Below are 13,852 nucleotides of genomic sequence, written 5' to 3'. Positions count from 1 at the left end.
AGGGTGTTTTTCTTTGACCGAAACAAAGCGTTATTATTCATTAAGAGGATCGAAACAAACAGAGGCTTTTTGGTTCTAGGAGATTCCATGGTAAAATAAAAAGTGAGAATGGAGTGAAAGAATGATGGTACAAATCGTTGCCCACCGCGGGAGTAGCGGCAACCGACCTGAAAACACGCTACCAGCATTTGCGGAAGCGGTGCGGGTCAAAGCTGATATCATTGAGTTAGATGTACATCTATCAAAAGATGGCGGCTTGATCGTCATGCATGATGAAACGGTTGATCGAACGACCAACGGCAAAGGTCGGATCTGTGACCTGACGGTTGCTGAACTAAAAGACCTCAATGCTGGCAGCTGGTTTTCTGAGGAATTTCAAGCCGCCAAAATCCCCACGCTAAAAGAAGTGTTGGATTTGCTTGCAGCGAAGAATTATCGTGGCATTTTGACGATCGAATTAAAAACCGATCATTATGAGTATGAAGGAATCGAAGCCAAAGTATCCGACTTAATGAATAGTCAAGAATGGCCCTTTACTCATTGGTATTGTTCCTTCAATATCGAGACCTTGGATCGGATGCATGCGATCGAACCGGATGCGACCCTTGATTTTATTATGGGACGCGGGGAAGACAAACCACCGTTGGCGCTCAGCCGACCGTATATCGAAGGAATTCATCCTGCCTATCGCTGGGTCCAAGAGACAGCAACGGTCTTAACTGATTTTCCGATCGCGATCCGTCCGTGGACTGTCAACGAAGAAGCGGCGATTCGCACCTGCTTGGCTCTGGGGTTGACGGGGATCATCACCGATTTTCCAGAAAAAGCTCGGGCAATTGTGCAACAGGTTCGCGAGGAAACAAAAGGATGAAAAAAGTCTTAGTAATCGTGGGACCGACCGCAGTTGGCAAAACCGCCTTGAGTATCCAGTTAGCCCAAAAATACCAAGGGGAGATCATCAGCGGGGATTCCATGCAAATTTACCGTCAGTTAGATATCGGTACCGCCAAAGTGACGAAGGAAGAAATGGCAGGGGTTCCTCATCATTTGATCGATATTCGTGGGATGACGGAAGCATACTCTGCCGCTGATTTCCAGCAAATGGGGCGTGAAGCCATCGAGACGATCCAGCAGCAAGGAAAGCTGCCGATCGTTGTAGGGGGAACAGGGTTATACATCCAAGCGCTTTTGTATGACTTTCGTTTAGGGGCAGAAGAAGGCGACCCAACGATTCGTCAGCATTACGAACAAGAAGCAGCAGCCATCGGCAAAGAAGCTTTATGGCAAAAGCTGCAGGCGGTCGATCCCTTGGCAGCAGCGAAGATCCACTACAACAATGAGCGGAAAGTGATTCGTGCGTTGGAGGTTTTTGAAACGACTGGCGAAAGTATCGCTGCACCAAAAGAGACACCACAAGCTTTGTACGATTTCTTCATGATCGGGTTAACCACTGAGCGAGAAGTGTTATACCAGCGAATCAATCAGCGGGTGGACTTGATGATGGATCAAGGCTTGATCGAAGAAGCAAAAGCTGTTTTGCAGTATCCAGAAACGCAAGCCGCCAAAGGGATCGGCTACAAGGAATTTTTGCCCTATTTTCATGGGCAGGCCACATTGGAGGAGACCATTGAGCAAATCAAGCAAAACTCACGCCGCTACGCCAAGCGGCAGCTGACGTGGTTCAATAACCGAGCACAGCCCCGATGGATTGATTTAGTGAGGCAACCTGAAGAACAACGTACCCTTGAAACAGAAATCGACCAATGGTTGGAGGAGAAAAGATGAGCCAAGAACGTGTGATTCTTGTCGGAGTAGAAACGGAGAAAAACTATCTTCATTTTGATTCGTCAATGAAAGAATTGAAAAGCTTAACAAAAACCGCCAATGGTGAAGTTGTTTTTTCACTGGTGCAAAAACGGCAGCAAGTCGATCGACAAACCGTGATCGGCAAGGGGAAAGTTGCGGAATTGCAGCAGTTGGCAGAAGCACATGAAGCAGATCTAGTGATTTTCAATCATGAATTGACACCAAGGCAAAGCCAGTTGATCGGTGATGCGCTAGAAGTGCCAGTGATTGATCGCGTCCAGCTGATCCTTGATATTTTTGCGATGCGTGCCCGTTCCAAAGAAGGAAAGCTGCAAGTAGAACTGGCGCAGCTGGATTATTTGCTTCCACGCTTGATAGGGCAAGGAAAGAACATGTCTCGGCTAGGGGGCGGAATCGGAACGAGAGGGCCAGGGGAAACCAAGCTGGAGACCGATCGTCGACACATCCGCAACCGCATCACCATTATCAAACGGGAATTGAAGGAAGTGGCAGCCCATCGAGACCGAACACGCCAAAAGCGCAAAGACAGCCAAGTCTTTCAAATGGGCTTGATTGGTTATACCAATGCTGGAAAATCAACTATTTTAAACATTTTGACCAGTGCGGATACGTATGAGCAAGACCAGTTGTTTGCGACACTCGATCCTTTGACGAAACGCTGGCGGATGCCAGAAGGATTCGAAGTCACCATTACCGATACGGTTGGTTTTATCCAAGAATTGCCGACCCAATTGATCGATGCGTTTCATTCCACACTGGAGGAAAGTCAAAACATGGACTTCTTGCTGCATGTCGTCGATGCCAGTTCCGAAGAACGGGTCCAGCAAGAGGAGACGGTCTTAAAATTAATGGAGGAACTTTCTTTGACCCAATTACCGATGTTGACGGTCTACAATAAGGCGGATCGCATCGACGCCGATCAGTTTGTCCCAACACTATTTCCCAATGTCTTGATCTCAGCAAAGAGTACCAAAGGCAAAGAGCGCTTGACTCAGGCGATCAAAATGGAATTGATGCAGATCATGCAGCCTTATCATCTGGTGTTGCAAGCCGATGAAGGCAATGCGCTGAATCGGTTAAAACGGGAGTCGCTAGTGTTGAGCAATGCCTTCGATGAAGCAACACAGACCTATCATATCAAAGGATTTGCGCTGGAGGATACCTATCCACTACGCAGAATGGCGCAAGAACAAGAATAAACAGAAGCGGTGCAGCCGATGCACCGTTTTTTTTGTGGTGACAAAATTATGGAAGTATAAGTGGTTTGACTTCCTTCAAGTGCAAAACCCGAACATTTTTGGCTAAGGCACCATTTCTTCCAGAAAAAGGACTGCTTGAACATGCGATCAAATCAAGGGCTCAGTGGAAAAATCAAAAAAATTTGCATTCATGTCACTTTTTCTAACATGAGGGGTTGACACGCAAAAAAAGAATTGGTATAGTTTCCATAAAGTTACGCAGCATCATTGAAACGGAGGGGAGCCAAGTTATGCGGGAAAAAGAATTGCGGCGCTCAATGTCAGTCTTTCCTATCGGAACAGTCATGAAATTGACCGATCTCACCGCCCGTCAAATTCGTTATTACGAAGAACAAGAATTGATCCACCCGGAACGCAGCGATGGCAATCGACGAATGTATTCGCTGAATGATATTGATACCTTGCTAGAGATCAAAGACTATCTTTCCGATGGACTGAACATGGCGGGAATCAAACGAGTTTATGAAATGAAAGTTGCCAAAGAAAAAGAAGCGAAGAACAAACCGCCGCTGACCGATGAAGATGTACGTCGAATTTTTTATGATGAACTCTTGGCTCAAGGTGGATTGAATCAACAACAGCCATACCAGCAAAAAGGTCCACGAATGTAGAGCACTTGTAGATCATTGCTGTGATATAAAATAAGAATTGGGAAAAAGGAAGGGATACTATGCCAAAATTTGAAAGAACTGCCGAAGACATCAAACAAATCGTAAAGGATGAGAACGTGCGCTTTTTACGCTTGATGTTTACTGATATTTTAGGAACGAACAAGAACGTTGAAGTACCTGTAAGTCAATTAGATAAAGTACTGGAAAACAAAATGATGTTTGACGGTTCTTCTATTGAAGGATTTGTCCGTATTGAAGAAAGTGACATGTATCTGTATCCTGATTTGTCCACCTGGATGATCTTCCCTTGGGAAAGTGAACATGGCAAAGTGGCTCGTTTGATCTGTGATATCTACAATCCAGATGGCACCCCATTTGCAGGCGACCCTCGCGGCAACTTAAAACGGGCATTAGCTGACATGCAATCCCTTGGTTTTACTTCTTTCAATCTTGGACCAGAACCCGAATTTTTCCTATTCAAATTAGATGAAGCAGGCGAAATCACAACTGAATTAAACGACAAAGGCGGCTACTTCGATTTTGCCCCAACCGATCTAGGGGAAAACTGCCGTCGCGATATCGTATTAGAATTAGAAAGCCTTGGCTTTGAAGTTGAAGCGTCTCACCATGAGGTGGCACCAGGGCAACACGAGATCGACTTTAAATATGCGGATGCAGTGGAAGCATGTGACAACATTCAAACCTTCAAACTTGTCGTGAAAACCATTGCTCGTAAACACGGCTTGCATGCGACCTTTATGCCAAAACCATTATTCGGCATCAACGGTTCAGGCATGCACTGCAACATGTCCTTGTTCAAAGGTGATGAAAATGTCTTCTTTGATGAAGAAGGACCAATGCAATTAAGCCAAACAGCGTATCACTTCTTAGGCGGTTTGATCGAACACGCCCGTGCTTACACGGCTGTCTGCAACCCAACCGTCAACTCTTACAAACGCTTAGTGCCAGGTTACGAAGCGCCTGTATACGTGGCATGGTCAGGACGCAACCGTTCACCATTGATTCGGGTGCCAGAATCAAGAGGCTTGTCAACGCGTTTGGAATTGCGTTCGGTTGACCCATCCGCTAACCCATACTTAGCAATGGCTGTTTTATTACAAGCAGGACTTGATGGCGTTAGACGTGAGTTGACACCACCACCAGCTGTCGACCGCAACATCTATATCATGAACGAAACAGAACGTGCAGAAGCACAAATCGAAGATCTGCCATCAACGATCCACAATGCCATCAAAGCATTGCGTAAAGACCAAGTGATGATCGATGCCTTAGGCAAACACATCTATGCCAACTTTGTCGAAGCAAAACGATTAGAATGGGCAGCCTTCCGCCAAACAGTCTCCGAGTGGGAAAGAGAACAATACTTGGAACTCTATTAAAATCGCAAAAAAAGCCGCTAGAGATAAACAATCTAGCGGTTTTTTTATGATGAAACTAGCGTTTATCCTATTGACTCTGGTTTTATTTATTTCCGATCGTCAATAGCTGCTTGATCAAAGTTTGAGAAAAAACACATTGCGAAGCTAGAGCGGTTTTGTCTATAAGAAGCGTAACTCCTGACCATTGGGAAAAATCAAAAAAATACCAGTCGGGCGAGGACTGGTAAGAGGAAGAAAAATAGTTTTGGTATAAAGCTAGCATAGACCGTCAAAGTAAAATGAACCTTAAAAAGTAGAAAGTTTTTTGTAAGAAGTCCTTATTCGTCAAAGGTTTCCAGCTCAGACAGTATTTTTGCGGGGACTTCTGATTGAGGGATTTCATTGGGACCAGAAATGATGCGGGTCTTACTGATTTCTGCTTTGACTAAAGTATTTGGAGCCAATGGTTTTACATTTTCGCCCGTCTGGTCATAGGTCATGAGTTCTTTTTCACCATTTTTCTTTACGAATTCAAAGGTGTATTTGTAGGTAAAAGAGCCATCGATTTTTTCACCAGAATCGCTGTAGGTCTGTGTCTTTTCAGGGACTTTGTTGGGCGTGATAGCATAAGCCGTGATGCCTCGATACGTTGTTGCATAGTACGTGTAGCCGAAATAGCCGGCTACGACAATAATCAAAACGCCAAGCGTTACTAGTAGTTTTTTCATGGGTGTCATTCCTTTCCATTACTAGCATCACTATAGCATGTGGCCACTAAAAGCACTCATCGAAAGGGATAACAATATTGTAAGTTTAGCATTTTTGAATAAAAATCCTGTAACTTTCTGTTTAACAATTGTGATAATGAAAAATATTTCTGAAACCTTCCTGCAATATTGTAATGTTATTCTCTTACTTGTGCCCGATAGCGGGACAAATAATCAAAAGAGAGGTTTTTTCATTTGAAAAAATTTGCATTTACAGTTGTTGCAGGATTTGGTTTATTCGTTGGCGGAACAGTTGTTTCAGCAGCAGAACAAACCCATGTTGTCGAACCAGGAGACACTCTATCTGGGATCGCTGCTACTTATCAAACAACGGTCGAAGACCTTTTAGCTTTAAATGATTCGATCGAAAATCCAAATATGATTTTTGATGGCGAAACATTGTTGGTTTCTAACGATGGCCAATCTGTAGAAAACAAAGAAACAAGTACGAAAGAAAGCACAGAAAAAAGTGAATCTACAGCGACTGCTAACGTGAGTCAAACCCGTTCAAGCATTCCTGGTGCTGGTTCTGGAGTCTTGAATCCAGTGGATGGGATCAACTACTTCAATGGTGTGAGAGAATCGTACTACTCACAAAAAGTCTTGCCAGGAGGCGGATTGAATATCCCTGGTCGCCATGTAGCATCAGACGGAACCATCCGTGATGCCGATGGGTACATCGTTGTTGCCAGTGATAATCAACCGAAAGGATCGACTGGTCAATCATCTTTAGGTGCCTATAAAGTCTATGACACAGGTGTTGGTCATAGCGGTATTGATGTTTATACGAATTGGTAAGCAAGTAGAATACGAGAGAGACGAGCGCATTTTAGAGCTCGTCTTTTTTTTGATCGGCGAGAAAAAATCGTCATCTGGTCTAGACTAATTATTGTAATCAAACACAACCTGTGGTATTATTGGACTATACCAAATAGAAACGGAGCGCTGATCATGGAAATTATTCGCGTTAAAGATGCTGCTCAAGGCGGAAAGAAAGCTTTTGAATTGATACAAGAAGGTATGGCAAATGGCGCCAAGGTCCTAGGCTTAGCAACAGGAAGCACGCCAGAGACCCTTTATGCAGAAATGACTGCCAGTGAAGTTGATTTTTCAGAAATGACTTCAGTCAACTTAGATGAATACGTAGGACTAGGCGGCGAAGACGAACAAAGCTATCGCTACTTCATGAATGCTCATTTATTCAATAAAAAACCATTCAAAGAAACCTTCGTACCAAACGGCAAAGCGGAAGACTTAGAAGCAGAATGCGAACGCTACGATAGCGTGATTGCGGATCACCCAGTTGATATCCAAATCTTGGGTATCGGTCAAAACGGACATATCGGCTTCAACGAACCTGGTGCATCTTTTGAAGGAACGACCTCAGTCGTTGATTTGACTGAATCGACCATCAATGCCAACAAACGCTACTTTGATAAAGTCGAAGACGTCCCAACGACGGCAATTTCAATGGGAATCGGTTCGATTATGCAAAGCAAAAAAATCATTTTGATGGCATTTGGCGAAGTCAAAGCGGATGCGATCCAAAAAATGATTGAAGGACCCGTAACCAACGAATTACCAGCTTCTGTTTTACAAAAGCATGATGACGTGATCGTGATCATCGATGAGGCTGCTGCCAGCAAGCTGTAAAACAAAATCAGCCCTTTTCAGAAATAAGTCAGAAGGAAAAATGAGCCATCCTCGCAGCTTCCCCCTGCGCTTGTGCAGTAGCGCCAGCGCAGCTGCGAGCAATGGTTTATAGCTAACTTGCTTATTTTCTGAGGGGGCTTTTTTATTTGGCTGATTCGGCGCTGTTTTTTTCTTTTTTTCATCAGAGATGCTATAGTTAAAAGAGAGAATACGAAGAAAAGAGGGATGCAAATGGTTGATATGCATTTATCCATTCCTGAAGTAGCGCTGAGATTGCTGCTGGCAATGATCATGGGAGGAGCGATTGGGTACGAGCGGCAATACAAAAGCCGACCAGCTGGTCTTAGAACCCATATCTTGGTTTGCATGGGAGCTTGTGTCATTGCCTTGATCCAAGTGGAGATCGCCACAGGTGCCATGCGAGATGCGCTGGATCATCCAGATTTAGCAGGCGTGATTCGTTCAGACGAAGCACGATTGATCGCCCAAGTCGTCAGCGGGGTCGGTTTTCTAGGCGCTGGAACGATCATTGTGACGAAGCGCTCGGTGACGGGGTTGACGACGGCTGCTTCCTTATGGGCGATCGCAGGTTTAGGAATTGCCATCGGGATGGGCTTTTACACCATCGCATTAAGCAGTTTTATCGGGATCTTCTTTGCATTGACGATCGTTAAGCGGATCGTCCGCGTACCAACAGCAAAGAAATTAGAGATCCAGTACATCCATCGCACCGAGACCAAAGAGTTTTTGACGGAGTACTTCCAAGAGAAAAATATCGTGATCGAAGATGTCAATTTTGATGTCAAATTCATGGAAGACTATCGCATTTATACCAACATTTATACGATTGATCTCCCCCGAGGGCTAGGCTTTTCTGAAGTGATCGAAGAATTGTCTGTCTACAAAAATGTCACGAAGATCCGCTTAGTGGATATTGCTTAATCGGTATTGAGTCAAAAAGCAGCAAGACACCTCACATTAGTGACGTGCTTTGCTGCTTTTTTTATGATGCGGTAGACATTTTTAAGTAAAAGAAACATACAGTCAAAATAACGATCACTATTGAACTCAGCAAATTGACCCCTTCATTCGTTACAAAGGAAAGACCGCCGACTTGCTTGGTGGCAACGTCGTGGTGGACTTTTTTTTCGGTGTATTGGTGACAGACAGGGCATTGATAGCGCACCTGAATCGTTGCGCCCAGTAAGCTGTCCAAGAGACTACCGCCAAAGCCTAAAGCAGTCAAGGTCAACCAGAGATCAAAGGAGAACGGCTTGCCGTTCAACCATAAGGCTGCTGCGAATAAACCAGTGATGGCGAGACTCCCTGCTAGGGAAGCGGCAGTTCCCAACCAACTGACACCGCCGGAAAGTCCCGGTGGTAATTTTTTTCCCGTTAGTAAGTGACGCGGTGGACTTGGACTCAGCACGCCGATTTCTGAGCCCCAAGTGTCAGCCGTACAGCTAGCGATTCCCGCCACAAATCCCCAAAGGAATAGCGGTTCTTTCGTCCAAAAGGCAAGCAGTAGAGCAAAGATGCTTGGTGTGATGCTCGCAAAGACTTGTTTTGCATCACGGCGAGCACCTTTGGCAAGCACAGCTAACTCTGGCTGACTGCGCATTTTCTTTAAAAGACCAATGATGCCAGAGCTGGCAAAGAAAAAGCCAATCAAAAAGATGCTGTACCACGGACCAAAGCCAATGACCAGTGTGCCGCAAAGAATCGCAGCCAGTGCGCCAGAAACAGTCAGCCACTGAAAGACGAATGCTGCCGCTGCAACGAATGTACTGGCAAACAATCCCAGCATGAATTGATAAAAGAAAACCATTTGAACACTCCTTTGCGTATAGTGTAGCATAGGTCTCATTTATTTTACCGCAGTTAACAAAAAAATAGTCAGCCTGATAGCTTTTTACTCGTCAAATGAGAGCGTTTCATTTAAGCTAAGGGAGAGAGGTGATCCAATGAAAATCATTATCGTAGGCGGGTCCTTTGGTGGTGTCAGCTGCGCCCGTGAAGCACGCCGATTATACCCTGACGCAGAGATTTTATTGATAGAAAAAAAAGCCCATCTTGGGTTTGTTCCAAGCGGTTTGTTATTGCTGATCGAAGGCAGGATCGCATCGCTGGAAGAAGCATTCTTTTGTACGAAGGAGCAGCTGGAGGCAGAAACGATCGACGTTGTCTTAGAAGAAACGCTTCTGGAGATTTTTCCTTCGGATCATCGGATTCGAACGGATAAGCGAGAACTAAGTTATGATCGACTCGTCTTGGCAGCAGGCTCCAGTCAAGATTCCACTGTTTTGCCACAACCAGAAGAAGCACTACTGACCTACAAGGAATATGAGGCAGCCAAGCATTTCTTGCAGCAATTGCCCCAAGCAGAGTCGATTACCATCGTAGGTGCTGGTCAAGCAGGGATGGAAGCGGCGAATACCTTGACTGCGATCGGAAAAAAAGTCAGTGTGATCGAATCAATGTCATATCCTTTATTCAAGTACTTTGATCACGATTTTTTGCAGCCCTTTTTAACGGAGATCGAAAAAATCCCCAACTTGCAGCTGCATTGGTCCAAGCCAACTTTGGCAGTCGTTAAAACGGAAACAGGCTTTCGGATCGAAACCGCCGATCAAGGCTATGAAAGTGATCTGGTATTGACGACAGTCAACGTTCATCCTCGCTTGCCAGAGGCATTTGCGGTCTTTGAATTACACAGTGATCAAACCATCTGGACAGATGCCTACTTGGAAACCTCTGCCACGGATATTTTTGCGGTCGGCGATTTGATCCAAATTCCGAATGCTATTACGAAAGACACGGTCTATATGCCCTTAGTCAACAATGCTGTTCGCTCAGGAATCGCAGCAGCTCGCAATCTGGCAAGCAAAACCACCCCGTTTCGTGGTGGATTGCGGACAGTCGGTACGCAACTGTTTGAATGGTACTTAGCAAGCACCGGCTTGACCGAGTCGGATCGGTTTTTCTTCGAATCTCCGATCGTCTGTCATGCGTTTACTGCCGCCAGTTCCTTGTTTGATCCAACACAGGTTCATGGAAAAGTGATGATCGAACAAGCCAGCGGCCGAATCGTTGGTGCGCAGCTTTTATCAAAAGCCAATATTTTGGAAAAAATCAATTTACTAGCGTTTGCGATCGAGCAGCAGGCAACGATGGAGGAGTTGACCCAAAAAGACTTTTTCTTCCATCCACGATTCACTAATGTAATCGACGAAACTTTTCTTTGGTCGGGAAGTGATGCCGATGAGACTTGATCAGTTATTAGAAAAAAAAGAAGCAAAGCAATTGCAGCTGCTCAAAAAGCTTTTACTGGTGGGCGGAAAAATGGAGCTGCACGAGCTGGCGAGCTATCTTGGCATCAGTAAGCCTTCCTTGGAAAAATATGTGGAGGAGTTGCAAGATGAGCTGGCTCACTACCAAGAGCAGTGTCGGTTGTATTATCGAAAAGGTGTCCTGGTCTTTGAAATGAGTCCCACTTTTTCCCTCAATCAAATCGAATGGGCGTTTTATCGGTCAGCATTGAAATTTCAAATCCTCGAGCATCTTTTGCAGCATCAAGAGGTGACCACTGTCCAGCTGGCACAAAAATTAGCGGTCAGCGAGTCATCCTTGTTTCGCAAAATCAAAGAGCTAAATGGCTTGCTAGCAGAATTCGAGTTAGAGATCTGGCAAGGAAAGCTGATTGGGGAAGAAACGCAAATTCGTTATTTCTATTTTGAACTCTTTTGGTATGTCCATTCTTTCGACAGTCAGCCGCTGCCGATCGATGAAAAATACGTCGGTCTGATCACACGAGGTCTGAACATGACCTTCACGAAAGAAGCCCAACAGCGCTTGTCCCTATGGCTGAGGATCATGAAGGCGCGACTGAAAATTGCTACTCAATCCTTTCATGTCTTACGGGAGAAAATGGTACCCTACACGAAAGATCCTTTGTTTCAGCAATTACGGGAGTTGGTATTTCGTGGGTTTGGCCATTATGCATTAGAAGTCAGAGAAGAGGAGGCGATGCTGCACTTTGTCTTTTTACTGTCGTTCTCGGTGTTATCCGAACACGATCTGCAAGTGTATATGCTGCAGCGTTCTCGGTTTACGCCAACTGCCTTGACGGATACCTTGATTTTGGAACATATTTTGCATCTCTACCGCCCATCGTTTGTTCCCCGTGAAATCGAAGCCACTTGTTATGGTCACCTGCTGCAGATCCACAGCCGCGTGTATTTTTTCAAAGGGGATGTGGAGGTTTTTGATCGAGAAAATATTTGGCAGTTAGAAGCGCAGCTATCCAGTCGTAACATTCAGCAAATCAGTCACGAACTATTGGATAAGGCTTTAGCAGAGCTTGATATCAAGCCATCTGATAAAAATAGTTTGTTGATGATGACGATGGTCAAATACTTGAGCGTGATCACGATCATCGATTATCAAATCAATCGGGAGTTTCGCGTCGGGATCGCTTTGAAAATGGATGAACTGTTTAAAGAAGCCCTCTACTACATGTGGCTGCTGTATCTCAAAAATTTGAATGGCGTAGTCGTAGAACGCTATCGCCCGGAACAAGAATATGATTTGATCTTGGCAAATTATGCTATCGAGACGAAAACACCGACTTATCGAATCAGTGAACTAGGTACCGCTTATGATCGGGAAACGATCAAAAAAATGATCCGCGAACGCTTTCAATAGTGGATTTCGTCAATTTCTTAGAAATTTGAAAAAAAATTGACGAACCACATTGCGAAAGTTCAGCTAAAATAAAAGCAAGTCAGAAAGCGCTAACAAGAAAAGCGTATAAAAAACTAAAGGGAGCGAATCAAATGGCAGAAAAAAATTATGTAATGGCGATCGACCAAGGAACCACTAGTTCAAGAGCAATTATTTTTGATCGTAATGGGAAAAAAATCGGCAGTTCACAAAAAGAGTTTCCGCAATACTTTCCAAAATCGGGTTGGGTAGAACACAACGCCAACGAAATTTGGAACTCTGTCCAATCAGTCATCGCAGGGGCATTTATTGAATCAGGTATCCGACCAGAAGCAATCGCCGGCATCGGGATCACCAACCAGCGTGAAACGACAGTGGTTTGGGACAAAACGACAGGCCAGCCGATCGCAAATGCAATCGTTTGGCAATCCCGCCAATCTTCACCGATCGCTGACCAATTAAAAGCAGATGGCCATACAGAGATGATCCATGAAAAAACTGGGTTAGTCATTGATGCGTATTTCTCAGCGACCAAGGTGCGCTGGCTTTTAGACAATATCGAAGGGGCACAAGAAAAGGCGGATAATGGCGAGCTACTTTTCGGAACGATCGATTCATGGCTTGTGTGGAAACTGACAGATGGGCAAGTCCATGTCACCGATTACTCCAATGCTAGTCGGACGATGCTTTACAACATTCATAAATTAGAGTGGGATCAAGAAATCTTGGATCTTTTGAACATTCCAAGCTCGATGTTGCCAGAAGTCAAAAGCAACTCAGAAGTCTATGGTCACACCCGCAGCTACCATTTTTACGGCAGTGAAGTACCAATCGCTGGAATGGCTGGGGACCAACAAGCCGCCCTCTTTGGACAAATGGCCTTTGAAAAAGGCATGATCAAAAATACTTACGGCACTGGGGCATTTATCGTCATGAATACGGGTGAAGAACCACAATTGTCTGACAATGACCTACTGACGACCATCGGGTATGGCATCAACGGCAAAGTCTATTATGCCTTAGAAGGAAGTATCTTCGTTGCTGGATCAGCGATCCAATGGCTGCGGGACGGTCTACGAATGATCGAGTCTTCTCCGCAATCAGAAGAAATAGCTGCCAAAGCAAAAGGCGATAATGAAGTGTATGTGGTGCCTGCCTTTACTGGATTGGGTGCACCTTATTGGGATTCAGATGCAAGAGGAGCCGTCTTTGGCTTGACTCGTGGGACGACGAAGGAAGATTTTGTTCGGGCAACATTGCAAGCTGTTGCGTATCAATCAAAAGATGTCATCGACACGATGAAAAAAGATTCTGGCATCGATATCCCATTGCTGAAAGTCGATGGCGGTGCAGCCAAAAACGATCTATTGATGCAGTTCCAAGCGGACATTTTAGACATTGACGTGCAACGAGCTGCGAATTTGGAAACAACCGCATTAGGTGCAGCTTACTTGGCAGGGCTAGCGGTTGGCTTCTGGAAAGACTTGGATGAATTGAAATCAATGGCAGAAGAAGGGCAAATGTTTACACCAGAAATGCCAGCAGAAGAAAGAGACAATTTGTACGAAGGCTGGAAACAAGCGGTGGCAGCTACTCAGACCTTCAAATTCAAAGCGAAGAAAGAAGGCGAGTAA

The 13,852-nt window shown here is 44.9% G+C and carries 14 protein-coding genes; 11 read left to right on the top strand and 3 right to left on the bottom strand.

Annotation, left to right across the window (positions count from 1 at the left end):
• Positions 1 to 121: 121 nt before the first annotated feature.
• The 5 genes from IGJ05_RS08035 (at position 122) to glnA (ending at position 5,097) form a co-directional block, all read left to right on the top strand.
• Positions 122 to 871 carry a glycerophosphodiester phosphodiesterase gene (locus IGJ05_RS08035; RefSeq protein ID WP_081116792.1) on the top strand — a complete coding sequence of 250 codons (750 nt, stop codon included), beginning with the start codon at positions 122 to 124 and terminating at the stop codon, positions 869 to 871.
• The gene (gene miaA / locus IGJ05_RS08030) at positions 868 to 1,785 is read left to right on the top strand and encodes a tRNA (adenosine(37)-N6)-dimethylallyltransferase MiaA (RefSeq protein WP_208788393.1); all 918 of its coding nucleotides are present in this window, start codon (positions 868 to 870) and stop codon (positions 1,783 to 1,785) included. The genes IGJ05_RS08035 and miaA overlap by 4 nt, the downstream gene beginning before the upstream one ends.
• Positions 1,782 to 3,026, top strand: coding sequence for a GTPase HflX (gene hflX, locus IGJ05_RS08025; RefSeq protein WP_005225165.1), 1,245 nt, complete (start codon positions 1,782 to 1,784; stop codon positions 3,024 to 3,026). The genes miaA and hflX overlap by 4 nt, the downstream gene beginning before the upstream one ends.
• A gap of 290 nt (positions 3,027 to 3,316) precedes the next feature.
• Complete coding sequence (locus IGJ05_RS08020; RefSeq protein WP_005225166.1) at positions 3,317 to 3,697, top strand: MerR family transcriptional regulator; 381 nt, start codon at positions 3,317 to 3,319, stop codon at positions 3,695 to 3,697.
• Positions 3,698 to 3,756: 59 nt separating this feature from the next.
• On the top strand, positions 3,757 to 5,097 hold the full coding sequence (glnA, locus tag IGJ05_RS08015) for a type I glutamate--ammonia ligase (protein ID WP_005225167.1): 1,341 nt from the start codon (positions 3,757 to 3,759) through the stop codon (positions 5,095 to 5,097).
• Positions 5,098 to 5,414: 317 nt separating this feature from the next.
• Here the strand turns inward: glnA and IGJ05_RS08010 are convergent, their stop codons facing one another.
• Positions 5,415 to 5,804, bottom strand: coding sequence for a YxeA family protein (locus tag IGJ05_RS08010; RefSeq protein ID WP_081116790.1), 390 nt, complete (start codon positions 5,802 to 5,804; stop codon positions 5,415 to 5,417).
• Positions 5,805 to 6,038: 234 nt separating this feature from the next.
• Between IGJ05_RS08010 and IGJ05_RS08005 the strand changes: the two genes are divergently transcribed.
• Positions 6,039 to 6,641, top strand: coding sequence for a LysM peptidoglycan-binding domain-containing protein (locus IGJ05_RS08005; protein ID WP_016611944.1), 603 nt, complete (start codon positions 6,039 to 6,041; stop codon positions 6,639 to 6,641).
• A 153-nt stretch (positions 6,642 to 6,794) separates the two neighbouring features.
• Entirely contained in the window at positions 6,795 to 7,496 is a 702-nt protein-coding gene (gene nagB / locus IGJ05_RS08000; RefSeq protein ID WP_081116789.1) for a glucosamine-6-phosphate deaminase, read from the top strand.
• Here nagB and IGJ05_RS07995 read toward each other — a convergent pair.
• The gene (locus IGJ05_RS07995; RefSeq protein WP_225001135.1) at positions 7,437 to 7,742 is read right to left on the bottom strand and encodes a hypothetical protein; all 306 of its coding nucleotides are present in this window, start codon (positions 7,740 to 7,742) and stop codon (positions 7,437 to 7,439) included. The genes nagB and IGJ05_RS07995 overlap by 60 nt on opposite strands.
• On the opposite strand from IGJ05_RS07995, the gene IGJ05_RS07990 reads away from it, so the two are divergent.
• A complete protein-coding gene (locus tag IGJ05_RS07990; RefSeq protein WP_034858162.1) occupies positions 7,728 to 8,438 on the top strand; it encodes an MgtC/SapB family protein in 711 nt (236 codons plus the stop codon). The genes IGJ05_RS07995 and IGJ05_RS07990 overlap by 15 nt on opposite strands.
• Positions 8,439 to 8,499: 61 nt before the next feature.
• On the opposite strand, the gene IGJ05_RS07985 is transcribed toward IGJ05_RS07990, so the two are convergent.
• Positions 8,500 to 9,324 carry a DUF92 domain-containing protein gene (locus IGJ05_RS07985; protein WP_081116788.1) on the bottom strand — a complete coding sequence of 275 codons (825 nt, stop codon included), beginning with the start codon at positions 9,322 to 9,324 and terminating at the stop codon, positions 8,500 to 8,502.
• Between the two features lie 136 nt (positions 9,325 to 9,460).
• On the opposite strand from IGJ05_RS07985, the gene IGJ05_RS07980 reads away from it, so the two are divergent.
• The 3 genes from IGJ05_RS07980 to glpK all read left to right on the top strand — a co-directional run bounded on the left by IGJ05_RS07980 (position 9,461) and on the right by glpK (position 13,852).
• Complete coding sequence (locus tag IGJ05_RS07980) at positions 9,461 to 10,768, top strand: NAD(P)/FAD-dependent oxidoreductase (protein WP_081116787.1); 1,308 nt, start codon at positions 9,461 to 9,463, stop codon at positions 10,766 to 10,768.
• Positions 10,758 to 12,200, top strand: coding sequence for a helix-turn-helix domain-containing protein (locus IGJ05_RS07975; protein ID WP_081116786.1), 1,443 nt, complete (start codon positions 10,758 to 10,760; stop codon positions 12,198 to 12,200). Before IGJ05_RS07980 ends, IGJ05_RS07975 begins: the two co-directional genes overlap by 11 nt.
• Positions 12,201 to 12,331: 131 nt before the next feature.
• On the top strand, positions 12,332 to 13,852 hold the full coding sequence (glpK, locus tag IGJ05_RS07970; protein WP_005225176.1) for a glycerol kinase GlpK: 1,521 nt from the start codon (positions 12,332 to 12,334) through the stop codon (positions 13,850 to 13,852).

The sequence above is a fragment of the Enterococcus sp. AZ167 genome, from assembly GCF_051714025.1.
Lineage (GTDB): Bacteria > Bacillota > Bacilli > Lactobacillales > Enterococcaceae > Enterococcus_D > Enterococcus_D casseliflavus.
This window is presented reverse-complemented; position numbering and strand designations above follow the sequence as displayed.